The following is a 17,479-nucleotide window of genomic DNA, read 5'->3' on the forward strand; positions in this document are numbered from 1 at the left end:
CGGGACCTCACGAAGCTCGACGCCGACGTGGCCCGCTGGAACGATCCCGCCTACATCCGCTCGCAGGCCGGCAGCCGCCTCTTCTACGTGCTTCCCGGCGAGACGACCTACCGCGTCGTCGGGCTGCCGGCGACCGGATCCGCCTCGGCGCCCGCGCCGTCGAAGTCCGTGCAACAGACGCACGCGAACTGGCTCGACGGCCTGCTCGACTCGGTCGTCACCGCCGGGACGACCGACTCGCCCAACCCGACGGCCGCGACCCCGGGCGGATGAGCCCTCCCACCGAGGCCGACCTCGCAGCGGTCTCCGCACAGCTGGGCCGCCCGGCGCGCGACGTGCTGGCGATCGCCGCGCGCAGCCGCGACGGGGAGCCCGCCGTCGTCTCGACCGCCCCGCGACTCGCGGACGGCACGCCGTTCCCCACGTTCTACTACCTCACCCATCCGCTGCTCGTCGCCGCGATCTCGCGGCTCGAGGCCGACGGGCGGATGCGCGAGCTGAACGCGCGGCTCGAGGCCGAGCCGGAGCTCGCCGCGGCCTACGAGGCGGCCCACCGGGCCTACCTCGCGGACCGGGAGGCCGTCGCGGTCGTGCCGGAGCTCGCCGGGGTGAGCGCGGGCGGCATGCCGACGCGCGTGAAGTGCCTCCATGCGCTCGCCGCGCACGCGCTGGCGGCTGGACCGGGCGTGAACCCGCTCGGCGACCTCGTCCTCGCGGAGGCCGCCGCGGCGGAACCGGCGGTCGCCCGGGCGGTCGGCGCCCGGGCGGCTGAAGGCCTCCTGTAAACTCGACCCCCGACCAGGCCCGCCACCCCAGAGGAGATCTGAGACCTGTGCCTCGCATCCTGATCGTCGGAGGCGGCTACGCCGGCTTCTACACCGCGTGGAAGCTCGAGAAGTGGCTGCAGAAGGACGAGGCGGAGATCGTCGTCGTCGATCCGCTGCCGTATCTCACGTACCAGCCGTTCCTGCCCGAGGTGGTCGGCGGGTCCGTCGAGGCCCGGCACGCGGTCGTCCTGCAGCGCAAGCACCTGAAGCGCAGCCGCGTCATCACGGCCCGCGTCACCGGCATCGACCACGCGGCGAAGACCGCGCGGATCACGCCCGAGGTGGGCGAGCCGTGGACGATGTCGTACGACCACGTCGTCGTGACCGCCGGCTCGGTGAGCCGCACCTTCCCGATCCCTGGCGTCGCCGACGAGGCGTTCGGCCTGAAGACGATCGAGGAGGCGGTCGCCATCCGCGATCGCATCATCACGAACTTCGACAAGGCCGCGAACATCCCGGCCGGCCCTGAGCGCGACCGGCTGCTCACCTTCGTGGTGATCGGCGGCGGCTTCGCCGGCATCGAGGTGTTCGGCGAGATGCGCTCGCTCGCCTCCGCGCTGCTGCAGTACTACCCGCAGCTCACGTTCGACGACACCCACTTCCACCTCGTCGAGGCGATGGGCCGCATCATGCCCGAGGTGTCGCTGCCGACGAGCCACTGGGTGCTGAAGAACTACGCCCAGCGCGGCGCGATCGTGCACCTCGACACGCAGCTGAAGAGCGCGGAGGGCGGCCGGATCGAGCTGTCGTCGGGGGAGGCGTTCGAGTCCGACGTCATCGTCTGGACCGCGGGCGTCATGGCCTCACCGATGCTGAAGAACACCGACCTGCCGGTCGAGGAGCGCGGTCGCCTGCGCGTGCGCGCCGACCTGCGGGTCGTCACGGCCGAGGGCGAGATCGTGCCGGACGCCTGGGGCGCGGGCGACGTGTCCGCCGTCCCCGACCTCACCGGCAAGGGTGTCGGCGGGTTCTGCGTGCCGAACGCGCAGCACGCGGTGCGCCAGGGCAAGCTCCTCGCGAAGAACATCGCCGCGACGCTCCGCGGCGAGGGCGTGCGCGACTACTACCACGAGAGCCTCGGCGCGGTCGCGGGCCTCGGCCTCTACGTCGGCGCGTTCCAGAGCGGCAAGATCGCCGTGAAGGGCTTCCCCGCCTGGGTGATGCACCGCGGATACCACGGCCTCGCGATCCCGACGTGGGAGCGCAAGATCCGCGTCATCAGCATGTGGGTGCTCAACTTCGTGCTGGGTCGCGACCTGGTGAACCTCGAGGCCGTTCAGCACCCGCGGGTGGCGTTCGAGACCTGGGCCTCCCGCCCGCGTCCCGCGGCTGCCGCGCCTGTCCCTGCGGCCGTCGCCGCTCCGGTCGGTGGCCCCGCACCCGCGATCGCGGCGTCCTCTGCACCGGCGGCCCCGGCACCCGCCCCGGCCGCGGCGGAGGGTGAGCCGGTGGAGGCACCCGCGAAGCGTCCCACCCGCGCGCGCCGCAAGCCGGCCGCCGAGGCGGAGGCGCCGCAGCCGCCGCTGCCCGGCGCGAAGGGCGTCGAGGCGCCGATCTACGCGAACCCGGCGCCGGAGCCGGCGAGCGAACCGGCGAAGAAGTAGCGGCTCCGCCGCCGAACACGGGCGGCTTCCGACAGTCCGGGCGTCTTTTCCGGCCCGCATTGCCGGAAGCCGCCCGGTTTCGCGTACGGCGCCTCTTCTAGGCTCGGATCGTGGACCTGCTCGAATGGGACGCCGGCACCTACGACTCCCTCCCGCTGCCGCACGAGCGGTGGGGCGCGGGGGTGATCGACCGGCTCGGCCTGCGCGGTGACGAGACCGTAGTCGACCTCGGCTGCGGAACCGGTCGCGACACGGAGCGCCTGCTCGACCGGCTCCCGGGCGGACGGGTGGTGGCGGTCGACGGCTCCGTGCAGATGCTCGACCGCCTGCGGGAGCGCCTCGGGCCCCGCCTCGACCGGGTCGAGGTCGTCCACGCCGACCTCGCCCAGCCCTTCCCCGACGTCGTCCGCGGCAACGCGGCGATGAGCGTCGCCACGTTCCACTGGGTGCCGGACCACGCCGCTCTGTTCCGTCGCGTCGCCGGCGCCCTGCCGCGGAACGGCCGTTTCGAGGCCGAGTTCGGCGGCGAGGGCAACATCGCCGGCTTCCTGCAGGCGGTCGAGCGCGCCGGCGGCCCGGAGGACGAGTCGCCCTGGGACTTCGCGAGCCGGGACCAGACCATCGAGGCGCTGCTCGGCGCCGGCTTCCAGGACGTGCACGTGCGGGTGGTCGAGGACCCCGCCGTGCTGGAGCGGGGCCCGCAGCTGGAGGCCTTCATCGCCACGGTGCTGCTCGGCGCGACACTGCGCGCCATGCCGCCGGAGGACGGCCGCGAGCTCGTCCGCCGCACCGCCGCCGAGCTGCCGGAGCCGGTCATCGACTACGTGCGGATGCAGGTCTCGGCCACGCGGGGTTGAGCGCTGGGCCCGTGTGCAGGTCCGGCGGCCATCCGTCCGTCGACGGGAGGGATCCGCACCTGCACGAGGCGCCTGAGCCTGCACGCGGGCGCCGTCCCTAGGCTGGGCCGGCACGCCCCCGTAGCCCAATCGGCAGAGGCAGGCGACTTAAAATCGCCGCAGTCTGGGTTCGAGTCCCAGCGGGGGTACCCGGTCCTGGCCCCGCAGATCCGCATGTCTCCGGACTCTTGCAGCAGTCCGGGCCATCGATCGGGGGCCGGACGCCGTCAGAACTCCGCACGTGCCGGCGCCCGGCCGTCCCCGCACCTGCGGCGGCTGTCGGGATCGTCGGCGTGAGCCGACCTCAGAACCCGGGGCGGGCAGCGCCGGCAGCCGGATCGCCGACGGGTCCTCCGGTCGCCACGGGGTAGCTGCCCTGGTCCGCGGTGTCCAAGGCGGCGGTCGGCGTACCGTCGGGCTGCACTCGCGGATGTCCGAGCGGTTCGCCCTCGCCCGAGTCCGGGATCCACTCCTGCCGGTCGCTGGTGAAGTCGCTCATCGTGGGCCTTTCTTCGGGAGTCGGGCGCCGACGCCTGTATGTCGAGGTCGCCGACTGCGCGTTCAGTCAACTCCGCGAGAAGAGCCTCGCAAGGGCCGAAGGTCCTGCTCACCGCCGCCGTCCGGGCGCCTTGAGACCGTCGGAGCATCCCGGCGCAGCGCGCCGAGGGGGAGTCGGACGGCGTCGGCGCCCGGACGAGCCGTGGCGCCCACCCGCGGCGTCGTTCGGCACACCCCGAACCTGCTTCCGACGTCGATGACCGTGCAGGGCCCGAACGTCCGCCGGTCGGGGCTCCGATGGGCGAACTGCCGTAGGCCGACCGGCCGTGTCAGCCCACCAGGCGCCCGTTCGATCTCTGCCCCGTGCCCTCTGGTTCGCGCCTCTGCCCATCAACAGAGGGAGCGCCCGTGGCGGAGACGGATCGCACCCTGCGGGCGGCTGAGAAGGACGACATGGAGAGGCGTGGGGAGCGCGGGGTGGCCCGGGTACCGGCTTCGGCGCGCTTCCTCAGGCTGCCGGAAGGTGCATCAGGGCCTCGAGTGCTGCGGTGGAGGACGTCTCCTTGGCGAGGAACGTCCCCAGCTCGCTGATCGTGCTCATCAGCGGCGCCGGGAAGACGACGGTCGTGTTCTTGTCGACGCCGAGCTCGACCAGCGTCTGCAGGTTGCGGAGCTGCAGTGCGAGCGGGTGGGCCATCATCGTGTCCGATGCCGTACCGAGGGCGGCTGCGGCCATCGCTTCGCCCTCTGCGGCGATGATCTTGGCGCGCTTCTCCCGCTCGGCTTCCGCCTGACGCGCCATGGCCCGCTTCATGCTGTCGGGCAGCTGGATGTCCTTGAGCTCGACCAGCGTGACCTCGACTCCCCACGCGAGCGTGGTCACATCGAGGATCTTCCGGATGCCGTCGTTGATCACATCGGTCTCCGCGAGGGTCTCATCGAGGGAGTGCTGACCCACCACCTTGCGCAGGGTGGTCTGGGCGATCTGATCGATCGCCGCGGTCACGTTCTCGATCGCGACCACCGACTTCACCGCGTCGACGACGCGGAAGTAGGCGACTGCCGACACGTCGACGCTGACGTTGTCCTTCGTGATGATCCCTTGCGACTGGATCGGCAGGGTGACGATGCGGAGGGCGACCTTCGTCAGCCGGTCGATGATCGGGATGATCACCGCGAGTCCTGGCTGCCTGGTTCCGATGACCCGGCCGAGGCGGAAGAGGACCCCCGTCTCGTACTGGGTGACGATGTGCAGGGACATCGCGAGCAGGACGATGGCGACGACCGCCACCGCCGCGAGCGTGAGGATCAGCGCCATCACGACCGCTCACCTGCTTCGTCGGTCGCTCGGCGGAGGGTCCTGCCGCATCTCGTGAAGTTCCTCATGGCCCGACCTCAGTCCACGGCGGCGGCGCCGGGTAGGGCCGAAGGTCACCATGGGGAGCCCGTTCCCGGCGGCAGCAGGGTCGACAGGACTTCCGGCCCTGTTCCCCGCGAGGGGACGGTGCGAACGTCGATGACCGCTTCTCGACGAACGGCCGGAACGGCAGAAGGGCAGACCAATGCGATCGCTCATCACGGTCGGCGTCTCGGACACGCCGACCGGTCGTGCCGCGCTCCGGTGGGCGCTCGGACATGCCGCTCGCAACGACGCCACGGTGCTGCTCCTGCACGTGGTCCCGGTCGATGCGGGACCGAGCGCGATCGTCGCTGCAGGCCAGCTGCTCACCCGAGCGGTCGACGAAGCATCCACCATCGCACCGGTGGTCCCGGTGTCCTTCCTGGTCCTCCGCGGCGGTGTCGCCGAGGAGTTGATCTCGGCGACGGCCGCAGCCGGCATGCTGGTCGTCGGCGGGCGCCGCGGCAGCGAGGGCGAGCCGGGCGGGAGCCCGATCAGCTGGGCGATCGCGGCCGGCGCCGCCTGTCCGGTGGTCGTGGTCCCGGACTCCGATCGGCTGTTCGCCCACGGTGTCGTCCTCGGGCTCGACGACTCCGCTTCCGGTCGCGCAGCGGCCGCCTTCGCCGGGTCGCAGGCGGCATCGAGCCGGCAGCGACTGACGCTCGTCCGGGCGTGGGAGAGTGACGGGTTGCCGCAGGATGAGAGCCGGGAGGCTGCGGCGCGCGAGGGGGCCGCGAGACGCGCCGCGGACGAACTCCTGTCGGCGATGCGAGATCACCTGGGGCGACAGCATCCCGAGGTCGCGATCGACGTCCGGAGCATCCGCGGCCCGGCCGCGGACGTCCTGGGGGAGTCGTCGGCGCACGCGCTGCTCCTGGTCCTCGGCACGGCACTCGGCGTGACGAGCGGAGAGGCCGTCGTCGGTGCAGCAGGCACCGCCGCGTTGCGCCGCATGCGTGCACCCATCGCTTTCGTCCACACCGCACATGTCCCTGCGCTGACCGAGGACCGGGGTTGGGAGGATGCGGTGTCCGAGGGGTGGTCGGACTCGCTCGCCGGTGCCCGCAGATCGCCCGTCCTGACCCCCTCACGGAGCCGGGCCTCGGCGGCTGCGCGCGCCTCGCTGCGGCGGGGGAGAGCCGCCGCCTCCTGACGCACCGTGCAGGCCTTTGGAGAGCCGAGTTCGGGCTCGGGGTGCCCGATCAGGGCTCCCCAACGACCTCCCGTTCAGTGAAGGGCCGACGCGACGTCGGTGCTAGGGCCGGAGGTCCTGTTCTGCTCGCGCGTCCCGACGGCGGCGCTCCGATGGGACGCTCACGTGAGCGCGGGGGTCCGGCTCGCCTGCGTGAAGTCGAGGAGCTCTTCGAGGTCCGTCGAGAACACGCCGACCTGCGCGTCGCCGATGCCGATGGGCACCCACAGGCGGCCGTCATGCACGATTCCGCCGCACGAGTAGACGACGTTCGGCACGTAGCCCTCCCGGTCCGGTCCCTCCGGCTGGAGGATCGGCCGGCGCGCTCTTCCGAGGACGACCGACGGGTCGTCGAGGTCGAGCAGGATCGCCGAGATCGAGTAGACACGGAACGGCCCGACACCGTGTGTGAGCACCAACCAGCCGCGATCGGTCTCGATCGGCGACCCGCAGTTGCCGGTCTGCACCATCTCCCACGGTTCGACCGGGATGTTGAGCAGGGTCGCGCCACTCCACACGAACCCGTCCGGGGAGGAGGCCAGCGAGATGCTCTCACCATCCGTGCGCGCCAGCGCGAGGTGGCGGCCTCCGACCGTCCGCGGGAACAGCGCCATGCCCTTGTTCCTCGCTGATGGACCGCTGAGCCGATGGATCGAGAACGAGACGAGGTCGGGCGTGGTGATCAGCCGGGGAGCGATGTCGCGGCCGTCGTACGCGGTGTACGTCGCCCGGTATGCGGTGCTGCCGTCGTCGGCGGTGAACCGGACCAGTCGGGCGTCCTCCATCCCGTTGTGCTCCTCGACGGCTGCCGGTAGCAGGACGCGCTGGCCGAGATCGGTGTCCGGGTCGAACCGGGCGATGTACGCGGACGAGACCATGTCCCGGAGCGTGTTCAACGCCACGCCGCTGTCCCGATGATGGAGCAGCTCGGGTGGCAGCGCGGCGATGGCCGCTTCGACGTCCACTCCCGTGAAGATCGGAGGCAGGCGGTCGAGCACCCATGAGGTGAGCTCGTTGACCTGGTCCTCGTGCTCCAGGGCCGCTCGCAGCCGGCTGGAGTGCCAGCGGGCGGGCAGGATCGTCGCGGTCGCGACCGGGCTGCGCCGCGGTACGAAGCTCCACGCGTCACCGGGGCCGATCACGGCCTCGGTGAACTCGATGGACGAGACGTGTCCCTCACCGATGGCGCGCAGCGCGACGGCGACGCGGAGCTGCCCGGGCTGCAGGCCGGACTGGTCCGGGTGCTCGACGGCGCTCGGATTGCAGAGGGCGGCCCCTTCGATGGCGTACTCCGCGGTGAAGGTGGCGCCCAGCACGATGGACTGCTCGTCGGAGATCGGAGTCGTCGACTGCACCCGGGAGCCGACGGCGCGGGCGTTGGCCCGCAGCAGGTCGACGGTGTCGACGTGGCGCGGGCCGAAGTCCGCGACCAGGTCGTGGGCGAGCGTGCTGACGACCGGCCCCGGAAGCGCGAGCACGCGGTCGACGATCTGGGCCGCCCGCGAGTGGGTCGACGCGACGCCCTCTCCCGGCAGGAACAGCTGCGCGACCACCCGGGAAGGGTCGGCTCGCAGCCGGTCGGCGTGGACCACCACGCGGGGCGTCATGCTGCGCTCAAGGACAGGAAGCGGCGCGCGAGCTGCCAGGTGGCGAGGGCGGCCAGCGTGGACTCCGCGCCGCGGTTGAGGTTGCGTCCGGTGGTTTCCAGGCCGTCGAAGCCGGCGCCGGTCTCGAGGTCGATCATCGGGATGCCACTGTCGTTGTCGCCCTCGAACCATGCCCACGCCAGCCGGACCCCATCGATGAAGGCGGGATCCCCGGTCGCCGCGAAGGCGGCGACGCAGGCGTCGCCGATCGCTGCGACCTCGATCGGTTGCTGGTCGAACTGAGCCTCCACCTCGGCTGGACCTCGACCCTCGGTACCCGTGACCGAGAGATGACCGGACCGTGTCTCCGTCTGGAGGAGGAACCTCAGCATCGACAGGCCTCGGTCCACGATCGCCCGGTCGTTCAGCGCGCGACCGGTGACGATGACGGCTTCGGCCACGGAACCGTTGGCGTACCGGAGCCGGTCCTCGGGCCACGGCCACGCCGAACCCGGGTCGACGGGCAGCATCGCGGCGAACCGCTCCAGGATGCGGCGGGCTGCGAGGTGCGACGGGGCCGCCAGCAGCACCGGACCTGCGCCGAGCACCGCGAACGCGACCGTGTGCAGCGCGATCGCGTCCCGCTGCGCTGCGCGGTCGAACACCGCTGCTGCGGCGCGTCGCGTCGAGGGGTCCACGGCATGGACGGAGGCGATCCCGGTCGCCCAGACCGTGCGGCCCCACCAGTCGCCCACGGACGCCTCGTCGGTCCACAGGCCGTCGACGTCCATGCGGTTGTGAGCGAGCCCGCTCGGGCCGACCGCACTTCCCAGGAACCCGAGGTACGTCGCTGTCATCCCGCGGACGATGTCCGTCTGCTCAGGCGCACGCACCGTCACGAGCAGGGCCCGCGCCACGTCGTCGACGCAGTAGCCGTGCGCTCGGCGTGGTACGTCGTAGCGCGCATGCTCGAAGACGCCCGTCCGGTCGGTCAAGCGCTGGAGATGCCCGTAGCGCGGCGGATCGACGTGACCCGGCGTCGCCGTTCCGCCCCCCGGCCGGAGCCGGGTCATGCGGCCACCGGGTGCAGCAGCTCGGTCGCGAGTGCGCGGTACCGCCCCGCGACGTCGGACCAGGTCGTCTCGGCCGTCGCGAGCGATGCCGCGAGGCGCATGCGGTCCGCCAGCCCCCGCTCCGTGAGGATCGAGCGCACGGCCTCCGCGATGGCTGCGGGGTCCTCGTGGGCCACGACGATGCCGGGCCCGGTGTCGAGCAGCTCCTGCGCGTGCGGGAACGCGGTGGCGACCACCGGGATGCCTGCGGCGATCGCCTCGACGAGCACGCCCGACGTGACCTGGTCGCGCGAGTCGTACGGGAGCAGGACGACGTCCGCGGTGGAGACGGCCGCTGCCAGGTCCTCCGGTTCGAGGTAGCGGCCGTCGAGGCGCACCGACTCCGTGACGCCGAGGTTGTCGATCAGCGCGTGCAGGGAGTCGCGGTAGCGCTCGCCGTCCTTCGCGAGCACCTTCGGGTGCGTCTGCCCGAGGACCGCGTACGTGGGAGGCGGAGTCATGTCGTCGAGCTGCGCCATCGCGCGGATGCCCCACTCGATCCCTTTGCCGGGGCCGATCAGGCCCCACGTGAGCACCTGGGGTCGCGGCCCGTGGGACCCGGTCGGCACCGATCGGGCGGCGACGCCGTGGGGGATGACCCGCACCTTCTCCATCGGGACCGAGTAGCCGCCGAGGAGCCGAGCCGCCGTTCCCGTCATGACGACCACGGCGGCAGCGAGCTCGCAGATCCGCTCGAGCACCAGGCGCTGCCCGGCTGTCGGTGCGCGCAGCACCGTGTGGAGGACCACGATCGCCGGCGCCTGGAGGGAGTCGAGCACCCTGAGCACCTCGTCTCCATCCGCGCCGCCGTAGATGCCGTACTCGTGCTGGACGATCGCCACGTCGCAGGAATCCAGCGCGTCGACCGCACGCTCGAGGCTCGAGCCGTCACCGGCGAGGAGGTCGGCGGTCACCCTCGGGTCGACCCGGGTCGCGCCCCACGCATCGGCCTCGCCGGGCTCGAGGAGCCGCACGACGTCGAACACGCCGTCCGGCTCGGCCGCGAGCGCCGTGCCCAGGGACGCGGTGAAGGTCGCGATGCCGCACCGCGTGGGGGCGTAGGTGCTGAGGATCCCGAATCGGGGCATGCGTGACGACCTTGCTCTCTGCCGATCACCACGATCGTGATCGGCCACTGCGAGACGTCTGCCGACTGGCATCCCCCGTGAGATGACGACGTCGGCGTCGTCATCCGGTCCCCGCGCTCCGCCACCCCGACCGGGTGACTGGTTCGCGCTCTGGCTGGAGGGTATACCCCGCGCCTCCGGTCATCGCGTGAGGATCCGCTCGTAGACGGCGAGATAGTCGCCGACCATCCTGTCGACCCCGAACCGCCGTTCGGCCACGGCGCGAATCGTGCGCCGATCCAGAACCGCCGCCTGGTCGACGGCTCCGACCGCCTCCTCCACCCCGCGGACCGCGAACCCGGTGACGCCGTCGTCGATGAGCTCGCGCATCGACCCGCGTGCGAACGCGACGACCGGTGTGCCCGCGGCCATCGACTCGACGACCGAGAGACCGAACGGTTCGTCGAAGTGGATCGGATGCAGCAGCGCCGCCGCTCCGCCGAGCACCGCCGACCGCTCCGTGGGGCCGATCGACCCGAGATAGCGGACCCGATCGCCGTCGACGAACGGCAGCACCGCATCCGTGAAGTACCGCTCGTCCTGCACGATCCCGCAGATCAGCAGCCGTCGCCCCGCCCGACGGGCGATCTCGATCGCGTCGGCCGTCCCCTTGTCCGGATGGATGCGTCCGAGCACGACGAGGTCGTCCCCACCGACCTCATCGAACGCGACCTCCTCGAGGTCGATCCCGTGATGCACCGTCGCGACGTAGTTGAGCAGCGGGGAACGGTCGCTGTCGGAGATCGCGACGTAGTCGGACGCGGCCGCGACGTATGCGGGCAGGATCCCGGGACCGGAGAATCCGTGCACCGTCGTGACGAGCGGTGCCCTCCAGCTCGCCGCGAACGCGAGGGGGAGCCAGTCGAGATGGTTGTGCACGATGTCGAAGGCGCTCGACCGGTTCAGGGCGTGCGCGACGTGGAGCGCCTCCCACACCCGGCCGTCCATCGTGGCGTCCTCGGCGTACGGGTGCGGCACCACCGCGTCGAGCCGGGCGGTCGTGACGGAGTCCGCAGTCGCGAACAGGGTGACATCGGCCCCTCTGGCCGTCAGTCCGTCGGCGAGCAGGCCGGCGACGCGTTCCCACGGTCCGTAATGCCTCGGCGGGGTGCGCCATGCGACGGGCGCCAGCATCGCCACCCTCACCTGGAGCACACCCCGACGTGCTGGGCGCGGTGTGCGCTCATCGGATCTGCGCCGCAGCGTGCTCGGTGGGATCGCCTTCCCGGTCGAGGTCACCGCCGTGGACGATCACGGTCGGTGTCTGGATGTTCAGCAGGGCGTCGTGGCACACGGCGCCGAGCGCGAGCGAGTTCCGGCCCGCGTCGGTCCGGGCGTCGCCGAGGACGAGCATGCGGGCGCCGATCGACATCGTGACCAGCGCCTGCGCGACGGTTCCGTGGATCACGCGGGCGTTGAGCACGAGATCGGGGGCCGCGGCGCGTGCGGCTTCCTGGAACTCCTTGAGCAGACGGGTCGCGTCCGCCCGCGACGACGCGTCATCGGCGTCGTCGTCCCGCACCTCGAGCACGCGGACGATCAGCAGGTCGGTACAGGATCGGTCCGCCTCGGCGGCGGCGAATCGGAGCGCGGCCCGTCCGGCGGGGGAGCCGTCGGCTCCGAGCACGATCCCGGTGGCGACGCCGACCGAGGCGGCGGGGACGACGCTGACGGGGCAGCGGGCCGTTGCTGCGAGTTGAAGGCTGGTCGAGCCGTACACGGTGCCGTGGATGAAGCCGGACTTGTGAGTGCCGACGACCACCATCTCCGCCTCCGCTGACGCGGCGCCGAGCGCCCACATCACGCTGCCCTGCAGCCGCGACGTGGTCACGGGGACGGCAGGGGCGATCGAGCGGACGAACCGGAGCTCGCGCGCCAGCAGGTCACGACCGCTGACGAGCCTCAGCCTCGGCAGCACCGCACGTCCTCGCTCGGCAGGCTCCTCCACGTGCAGCAGTGTGATCGCGGCGCCGGTCGAGCCCGCCCGGTCCACCGCCCACGTCACGGCGGCGTGTCCGGCTGCGGAATCGGCGACCCCGACGACGATTCGCCGCCCGACGTCCTCGGGCGGTTCGGGCGGGCGCATGGGGACGGTCATCCCTTCAGGGTCACCTTCCGAGCACAGGCGGGCCAGTGCCATTGGGCCCGATCGCCCGGTTCGGCGCCGGGCGCGCTCGCGGATCACCGCGCCCTACACTCCGTGAGAACGGCCGGGGCGATCGCCGCCGGGCCGGTTTCGAGGCGGAGGTGGGGCGTGGGTTCTGCGCTGCCGATGCCCAGAGGCGACGAGCGGGCGAGTCGCGCGGATCCCGACGCGCGCTTCCCGTCCGTCGAGCAGGGCGCCGACGCGGCGCTCCGCCGGATCCTCACCGTCGCCGTGGAGCTGCTCGACGCGAGCTACGGTGCGATCTTCGAGGGACCGGTGGCGTCCGGCGACTGGCGCACGGTCCACCAGCACTTCGGTGTCGACGACCTCGACCGTCTGCGTTCGGGGATCCGGGCGGCGCAGGTGCCCGAGCGGCTCGCCGCGGACGGCCTCCCCGTGTACATCGGCGACCTGCACTGGGCCGGGACCGTGGCCACGGGCGCTCCGGTACGGGTGCTCGCCGTGCCGATCCGCTGGAACGGCCGCATCGCCGGCGGAGTCGTCGTCGCCGCCGCAGGGCGCCCCGCGTTCGCCGACGATGACGCACGGCTGCTGCAGGCGCTCGCCGAGGCGGCCTCCATCGCCCTCGGATCCGAGCTGCTCCGGTCCGAGCTGAACCGCCGCGGAGCCTGGTCCGACGCGTCCGCGGAGATGGTCTCGGCCCTGCTGACGGGCAGGCTGGACGCGCCGCTGGCGGTCCTCAGCTCCAGCGTCCGCACGCTCGCCGCAGCGGACTACGCCTGCGTGCTGCGACGGGACGGGGCGATCGACGGGCTCACGGTGGCCGCCCGCTCCGGGGAGGACAGCCCGCCCCTGGGGGAGCGGGTTCCGGTGCGGGGATCCATCCCTGGGGACGCGGTGGAGTCGCACCAACCGAGAGCGGTCTCCGCCGGGGTCCTCCCGATTCTCGGCGCATCCGGGACGACCTGGGGCGGCGGCCCGATGATGGTCGCCCCGATGCTCTCGGCCGACCTCGTGATCGGCGCGATCGTCGTGGGCCGCCGCGCGGGCGGACCCCTGTTCTCGGCGGGCGACCTCGAGCTGCTTGCCGGCTTCGTCGACCACACCACGGTGGCGCTGCAGCTCGCCGAGGTCCGCGCCGATCGGGAGCGCATCCTGCTGATCGAGGACCGCGCCCGAATCGCGCGGGACCTGCACGACACCGTCATCCAACAGCTGTTCGCGGCCGGTCTGGAGCTGCGCGCGACCGCCGCGGACGTGCCGGTCCCACGCGTGCAGGCCGGCGTCGACCAGGGCGTGACGCTCATCGACGGCGCGATCGACCGTATCCGCACCGCCGTGCTGGCCATCTCGGCGGATCCCGCCGGTGCCTCCGTCCGCCACCGCATCCTGGACGTCGTCCGCGACCTGAGCCGCGAATTCATCCAGCCGCCCGAGCTGCGCTTCGACGGGCCGGTCGAGCTGGTCGCTCGTGGCGGCCTCGGCGAGGACGTGGTGGCCGTGGTGCGCGAGGCACTGACCAATGTGGCGCGCCACGCGGCGGCCACGCACGCCGGCGTGCGGATCTCCGTGCACGGCGGGCGGATCCGGGTGGAGGTGTGGGACGACGGCCGAGGGCTGCCCACGGCCGCGCCCCGCAGCGGCCTGGCCAACCTCGAGGACAGGGCGGTGCGCCGTGGCGGAGACTTCACGATCGGCAGGACCTCCGGAGCCACTCGTGCGGTCTGGGCCGTTCCCTACAGCGAGGGAAGCGAGGAGTGACCGACTCCATCCGCGTCTTTCTCGTCGACGACCACGAGCTCGTCCGTCGCGGCATCGCGTCGTTCCTCGGCTCGGCGACCGACCTCCTGATCGTGGGAGAGGCGGCGACAGCCGCACAGGCGCTCGCCCGGGTTCCCGCGGTGCACCCGGACGTCGTCCTGCTCGACGTCCGACTCCCGGATGGGAGCGGCATCGATGTGTGCCGAGAGCTCCGCGTCCGCTCGCCCGAGGTCGCGTGCATCATCCTCACCGCGTATGACGACGACGACGCCATCCTCGCCTCCGTCGTCGCCGGTGCGGCGGGCTACATCCGCAAGGACATCGCCGGCAGCGCCCTGGTCGATGGCATCCGGTCGGCTGCCGCCGGCCGCTCCCTGCTGGACGCAGCGCTCGTCGCACGAGTTGCGCGCCATCTGAGGGACGCGGAACGAGGAGACCCGCGCCTCGCCGGCTTGAGCCGTCGGGAGGCCGAGGTGCTCGCGCTCATCGCGGATGGGAAGACGAACCGAGAGATCGCAGGCGTCCTCGCCCTCTCCGAGAAGACCGTGAAGAACTACGTGTCGAGCCTGCTGTCGAAGCTCGGCCTGCACACCCGCACGCAGGCCGCCGTGCTGCGTGCGGTCACCGAATCCGGCACGGTGTGGCCGCACCCGTAATCGGACGACGGCACGGTGAGGCGCGATCCGCTATCGTCCGGGCCTTTCGGGTCGCCGTAGCGGTCTCATCGAGGTGTTCTCAGAACGGTGGGAAGGACATCGTGGCGGCGCAGCACAGGAAGCCGCCCATGCCGACCACCCCTGCCCACATCGTGACCGTCGCACGGAGCTGGCGCGAGGTCGAGTCGGGGCGAGCCCGGAAGGTGATGATCCCCACGAGGAAGACGACCAGGGCTCCCGCGGTGGCGGCGGCGGTCAGAAGTCCGTACTGGAGCTGCATCTGACCCGCCTTCCGGATCTCCGTTCCTGGGCGCGGAACGTGGACGTGCGTTCGGCGCAGCCGGGGTCCGGGGCGGCGATGCGAGGGTATGCGCCCTGCCTGCGGGCCTCCCGAGAGCGAACGCGGACCGCGAGGGCGGAGGGCGAGCTCCATCCGCGACGGGGCGCGAGCCGTCGGCCGTGCGCTCAGCCGGCGTGCAGCATCCGTAGGAGCCGGGTCGCGACGGCCCGGAACCGATCGGGGTCGTGCTGGGCTCGCGCGATCATGACCGCGCCCTCGAGCGTGTCGACGATCATCCGCGCGGTGTCGCGGGCCGAGCCGGCCGAGTCGAGCCGGTGGCTGCGGGATCCGGTCTCCAGGAGTGCGACCAGCCAGGTCTCGTTCCGGTCGAAGAAGCGCTGCACCGCCGCCCGCATGCTGCCGGGCAACGTCGGGTACTCGGCGGCGAGCACGCCGCAGAGGCACATCCGGTCCGCCGCCAGGACCTCCCGGTACAGGTCGATGTAGGCCTCGATCTGCGCGCGGGCGTCGCTGGGGCCCGCGGCGATGCGGTCCAGCGCGGCGAAGAACCGCTCCGAGTAGCGCTCGATCAGCGCATCGCCGAGGGCCGCCTTCGTGCGGAAGTGGTAGTGGAGGGCCGCGTTCGTCACGGCGAGCTCCGAGGCGATGTCCGCGTAGCTGAAGTCGTTGAACCCGCGGGTCTGCACCAGCCGCTCGGCCACGTCCAGGATCTGCGTCCGGGTGTCCTTCTGGAGCGTCGCGGTGCTGGTCACGGGCCGATCGTACGCCGACTCTTGACAACTTACTAACTAGTGAGTAAGCCAGGCGGCGACGAGATGTGACCGGATCGAGGCTCGCGTCCGTCATCGAGATATCGAGGTACTCATGCTGAGCTCGCTGTCCGTCTACACCGTCCTGCCGGTTCAGGATCTGGCCCGCGCCAAGGCCTTCTACCGCGACACCCTCGGCCTCGAGCCGACCATGGAGAAGCCGGGGATGCTGGCATACTCCGGTCCCTCCGGCTACCTCTTCCAGCTCTACGAGACCCAGGCCGTCGGGACCGCCCAGAACACCCAGATGGGGCTGTCCACGGACCGCCTCGACGACGACGTCGCGGAGCTGCGCTCCCGCGGCGTGCGGTTCGAGGAGTACGACTTCCCCGGACTCAAGACCGAGAACGGCATCGCCTTCGTGGGCACCGAGCGCAGCGCCTGGTTCAAGGACACCGAGGGCAACACCCTCTGCATCTCCCAGACCGTCGGCGCCCCCGCCATGGCGGTCCACTGATGCCCGGGTCGGAGCTCCGGTCCTTCACCGGAGCGGACGAGGTCAGGACCTTCCCGCACGGGAGGGTCGACGTGCTGACGATGGGCCAGGGCGAGGTCGGCCGGCTCACCCTCGCGCCCGGCTGGCGGTGGTCGAACGACGTCAAACCGATCGCTGGGACCGACAGCTGCTAAGCCCCGCACTTCCAGTACCACCTGAGCGGCCGGCTCCACATCCGCATGGACGACGGCACGGAGTACGAGGCCGGGCCCGGCGACGTCACCTTCCTGCCCAGCGGCCACGACGCCTGGGTCGTCGGCGACGAGGACGTGGTCGTCGTGGACTGGCACGGAGCCGGCCACTACGCGGAATGATCCGAGGTCTGCCATCGCGGCCTCGTCGCGCTGAGCGACGGGAGCGCTGATCGGACCCGCCGACCACGCCGGCGGGTGCGATCGACCTCGTGCCGACCTCATCCGGGGATGAGACGATCCACGGCCCGGACGGGAGCGGAGGGAGCAGGCCCCCCCGCTCCGCTCGGTCACGTCGGGCGATGCCGGGACCCCCCGCTGCTGCGCGCCGGGTCGCGGGGTGTGCCCCACATCGACCCGAGGCAGCCTGCAGGCCGATCATCGGCTCGGGTGCCGGGCGGTGCCGCCCCGATCACGTCACGGGACGAGCGCCGCCGCCCGAGGGCGCCGCTGCGGCGCGAGCAGCACGAGGGCCGGATAGGTGACCACGAGCAGCGCGACGTGCATGAGCACCAGCGTCAGCACCCCGGCGGCCGGCTGGCCGTGGATGCCGATCCAGACGTCGGGCGCGAAGCTCGCCAGGGTCACGAGCAGGGCCAGGACGAGGAACACCCGCCGGGCCTGCGAGGAGAACCAGGCGACCACGGGCCACGCGAGGCAGGCGACCAGGACGCCGAGAACGGTGAGCTTGCCGTAGTCCGCGAACCGGAAGTGCGCGTAGCCGCGCGTCGCGGGGTCGAGCAGCTGCGCTGCGCCGGCGAGCAGGAGGCAGGCGAGCAGGGAGCCCGCCAGCGCGACCACGGTCGCGAGCACGAAGCGCGGCAGCGACGGCTGGGCGGTTCCCCGAGGCAGGTCGATCCTGGCGAGGGCGCCGAGCCGCCCACCGACGGTCGGGTTCGATCCGGTGCTCATGGCGG

General features: G+C 72.2%; 20 protein-coding genes and 1 tRNA gene. 11 read left to right on the top strand and 10 right to left on the bottom strand.

Going from position 1 to position 17,479, the window contains the following annotated elements; all coding sequences use genetic code 11:
* The 5 genes from JWQ92_RS02455 to JWQ92_RS02475 all read left to right on the top strand — a co-directional run.
* Positions 1-273, top strand: a 273-nt coding sequence (locus tag JWQ92_RS02455; RefSeq protein WP_297342869.1) for a septum formation initiator family protein, incomplete at its 5' end; no start/stop codon positions are given.
* Positions 270-785: a DUF501 domain-containing protein gene (locus JWQ92_RS02460; protein WP_297342870.1), complete on the top strand. Its 516-nt coding sequence runs from the start codon at positions 270-272 to the stop codon at positions 783-785. The genes JWQ92_RS02455 and JWQ92_RS02460, both read left to right, overlap by 4 nt.
* A gap of 47 nt (positions 786-832) precedes the next feature.
* Positions 833-2,431, top strand: coding sequence for an FAD-dependent oxidoreductase (locus JWQ92_RS02465; protein WP_297342871.1), 1,599 nt, complete (start codon positions 833-835; stop codon positions 2,429-2,431).
* Between the two features lie 110 nt (positions 2,432-2,541).
* On the top strand, positions 2,542-3,288 hold the full coding sequence (locus tag JWQ92_RS02470) for a trans-aconitate 2-methyltransferase (protein ID WP_297342872.1): 747 nt from the start codon (positions 2,542-2,544) through the stop codon (positions 3,286-3,288).
* Between the two features lie 114 nt (positions 3,289-3,402).
* Positions 3,403-3,476 (top strand) — tRNA-Leu (locus JWQ92_RS02475).
* A 155-nt stretch (positions 3,477-3,631) separates the two neighbouring features.
* Here the strand turns inward: JWQ92_RS02475 and JWQ92_RS02480 are convergent.
* Both JWQ92_RS02480 and JWQ92_RS02485 read right to left on the bottom strand, forming a co-directional pair.
* Complete coding sequence (locus JWQ92_RS02480; RefSeq protein WP_297342873.1) at positions 3,632-3,826, bottom strand: hypothetical protein; 195 nt, start codon at positions 3,824-3,826, stop codon at positions 3,632-3,634.
* Between the two features lie 507 nt (positions 3,827-4,333).
* Positions 4,334-5,143 (bottom strand): slipin family protein, encoded by an 810-nt coding sequence (locus tag JWQ92_RS02485; protein ID WP_297342888.1) that lies wholly within the window; start codon positions 5,141-5,143, stop codon positions 4,334-4,336.
* 244 nt (positions 5,144-5,387) lie between these two features.
* On the opposite strand from JWQ92_RS02485, the gene JWQ92_RS02490 reads away from it, so the two are divergent.
* Positions 5,388-6,377 (top strand): universal stress protein, encoded by a 990-nt coding sequence (locus JWQ92_RS02490; protein ID WP_297342874.1) that lies wholly within the window; start codon positions 5,388-5,390, stop codon positions 6,375-6,377.
* 161 nt (positions 6,378-6,538) lie between these two features.
* Here JWQ92_RS02490 and JWQ92_RS02495 read toward each other — a convergent pair whose 3' ends face one another.
* From JWQ92_RS02495 to JWQ92_RS02515, 5 genes are all read right to left on the bottom strand, one after another.
* Complete coding sequence (locus tag JWQ92_RS02495) at positions 6,539-7,969, bottom strand: glycoside hydrolase family 130 protein (RefSeq protein ID WP_297342875.1); 1,431 nt, start codon at positions 7,967-7,969, stop codon at positions 6,539-6,541.
* Positions 7,970-8,019: 50 nt separating this feature from the next.
* Positions 8,020-9,075, bottom strand: a complete 1,056-nt coding sequence (locus tag JWQ92_RS02500) for a glycosyltransferase (RefSeq protein ID WP_297342876.1) — start codon at positions 9,073-9,075, stop codon at positions 8,020-8,022.
* Positions 9,072-10,202: a glycosyltransferase gene (locus tag JWQ92_RS02505; RefSeq protein ID WP_297342877.1), complete on the bottom strand. Its 1,131-nt coding sequence runs from the start codon at positions 10,200-10,202 to the stop codon at positions 9,072-9,074. Before JWQ92_RS02505 ends, JWQ92_RS02500 begins: the two co-directional genes overlap by 4 nt.
* A 180-nt stretch (positions 10,203-10,382) precedes the next feature.
* Entirely contained in the window at positions 10,383-11,375 is a 993-nt protein-coding gene (locus JWQ92_RS02510) for a glycosyltransferase family 4 protein (protein ID WP_297342878.1), read from the bottom strand.
* A 49-nt stretch (positions 11,376-11,424) separates the two neighbouring features.
* Positions 11,425-12,339: a universal stress protein gene (locus tag JWQ92_RS02515; RefSeq protein ID WP_297342879.1), complete on the bottom strand. Its 915-nt coding sequence runs from the start codon at positions 12,337-12,339 to the stop codon at positions 11,425-11,427.
* 156 nt (positions 12,340-12,495) lie between these two features.
* On the opposite strand from JWQ92_RS02515, the gene JWQ92_RS02520 reads away from it, so the two are divergent.
* Positions 12,496-14,109 (top strand): GAF domain-containing protein, encoded by a 1,614-nt coding sequence (locus JWQ92_RS02520; RefSeq protein ID WP_297342880.1) that lies wholly within the window; start codon positions 12,496-12,498, stop codon positions 14,107-14,109.
* Complete coding sequence (locus JWQ92_RS02525; protein WP_297342881.1) at positions 14,106-14,765, top strand: response regulator transcription factor; 660 nt, start codon at positions 14,106-14,108, stop codon at positions 14,763-14,765. Before JWQ92_RS02520 ends, JWQ92_RS02525 begins: the two co-directional genes overlap by 4 nt.
* Positions 14,766-14,844: 79 nt before the next feature.
* Here JWQ92_RS02525 and JWQ92_RS02530 read toward each other — a convergent pair whose 3' ends face one another.
* Both JWQ92_RS02530 and JWQ92_RS02535 read right to left on the bottom strand, forming a co-directional pair.
* On the bottom strand, positions 14,845-15,045 hold the full coding sequence (locus tag JWQ92_RS02530) for a hypothetical protein (protein ID WP_297342882.1): 201 nt from the start codon (positions 15,043-15,045) through the stop codon (positions 14,845-14,847).
* A gap of 185 nt (positions 15,046-15,230) precedes the next feature.
* Positions 15,231-15,818, bottom strand: coding sequence for a TetR/AcrR family transcriptional regulator (locus JWQ92_RS02535; RefSeq protein WP_297342883.1), 588 nt, complete (start codon positions 15,816-15,818; stop codon positions 15,231-15,233).
* Positions 15,819-15,930: 112 nt separating this feature from the next.
* Between JWQ92_RS02535 and JWQ92_RS02540 the strand changes: the two genes are divergently transcribed.
* From JWQ92_RS02540 to JWQ92_RS02550, 3 genes are read left to right on the top strand one after another with little or no spacing between them, the layout of a single operon-like run.
* Entirely contained in the window at positions 15,931-16,332 is a 402-nt protein-coding gene (locus JWQ92_RS02540) for a VOC family protein (protein WP_297342884.1), read from the top strand.
* Positions 16,332-16,505 (top strand): hypothetical protein, encoded by a 174-nt coding sequence (locus JWQ92_RS02545; protein ID WP_297342885.1) that lies wholly within the window; start codon positions 16,332-16,334, stop codon positions 16,503-16,505. The genes JWQ92_RS02540 and JWQ92_RS02545 overlap by 1 nt, the downstream gene beginning before the upstream one ends.
* Positions 16,506-16,550: 45 nt before the next feature.
* Positions 16,551-16,685: a hypothetical protein gene (locus tag JWQ92_RS02550; RefSeq protein WP_297342886.1), complete on the top strand. Its 135-nt coding sequence runs from the start codon at positions 16,551-16,553 to the stop codon at positions 16,683-16,685.
* 294 nt (positions 16,686-16,979) lie between these two features.
* On the opposite strand, the gene JWQ92_RS02555 is transcribed toward JWQ92_RS02550, so the two are convergent.
* On the bottom strand, positions 16,980-17,479 hold a 500-nt coding region (locus tag JWQ92_RS02555), incomplete at its 5' end, for a hypothetical protein (protein WP_297342887.1).

This window comes from Amnibacterium sp. (assembly GCF_025463795.1).
Lineage (GTDB): Bacteria > Actinomycetota > Actinomycetes > Actinomycetales > Microbacteriaceae > Amnibacterium.

Excerpts from the sequence above, each read along its gene's own strand:
- JWQ92_RS02460 (WP_297342870.1), top strand. The coding sequence starts at position 270 with ATGAGCCCTCCCACCGAGGCCGACCTCGCAGCGGTCTCCGCACAGCTG.
- JWQ92_RS02480 (WP_297342873.1), bottom strand. The coding sequence starts at position 3,826 with ATGAGCGACTTCACCAGCGACCGGCAGGAGTGGATCCCGGACTCGGGC.
- JWQ92_RS02485 (WP_297342888.1), bottom strand. The coding sequence starts at position 5,143 with ATGGCGCTGATCCTCACGCTCGCGGCGGTGGCGGTCGTCGCCATCGTC.
- JWQ92_RS02490 (WP_297342874.1), top strand. The coding sequence starts at position 5,388 with ATGCGATCGCTCATCACGGTCGGCGTCTCGGACACGCCGACCGGTCGT.
- JWQ92_RS02500 (WP_297342876.1), bottom strand. The coding sequence starts at position 9,075 with ATGACCCGGCTCCGGCCGGGGGGCGGAACGGCGACGCCGGGTCACGTC.
- JWQ92_RS02505 (WP_297342877.1), bottom strand. The coding sequence starts at position 10,202 with ATGCCCCGATTCGGGATCCTCAGCACCTACGCCCCCACGCGGTGCGGC.
- JWQ92_RS02510 (WP_297342878.1), bottom strand. The coding sequence starts at position 11,375 with ATGCTGGCGCCCGTCGCATGGCGCACCCCGCCGAGGCATTACGGACCG.
- JWQ92_RS02515 (WP_297342879.1), bottom strand. The coding sequence starts at position 12,339 with ATGACCGTCCCCATGCGCCCGCCCGAACCGCCCGAGGACGTCGGGCGG.
- JWQ92_RS02530 (WP_297342882.1), bottom strand. The coding sequence starts at position 15,045 with ATGCAGCTCCAGTACGGACTTCTGACCGCCGCCGCCACCGCGGGAGCC.
- JWQ92_RS02540 (WP_297342884.1), top strand. The coding sequence starts at position 15,931 with ATGCTGAGCTCGCTGTCCGTCTACACCGTCCTGCCGGTTCAGGATCTG.
- JWQ92_RS02545 (WP_297342885.1), top strand. The coding sequence starts at position 16,332 with ATGCCCGGGTCGGAGCTCCGGTCCTTCACCGGAGCGGACGAGGTCAGG.
- JWQ92_RS02550 (WP_297342886.1), top strand. The coding sequence starts at position 16,551 with ATGGACGACGGCACGGAGTACGAGGCCGGGCCCGGCGACGTCACCTTC.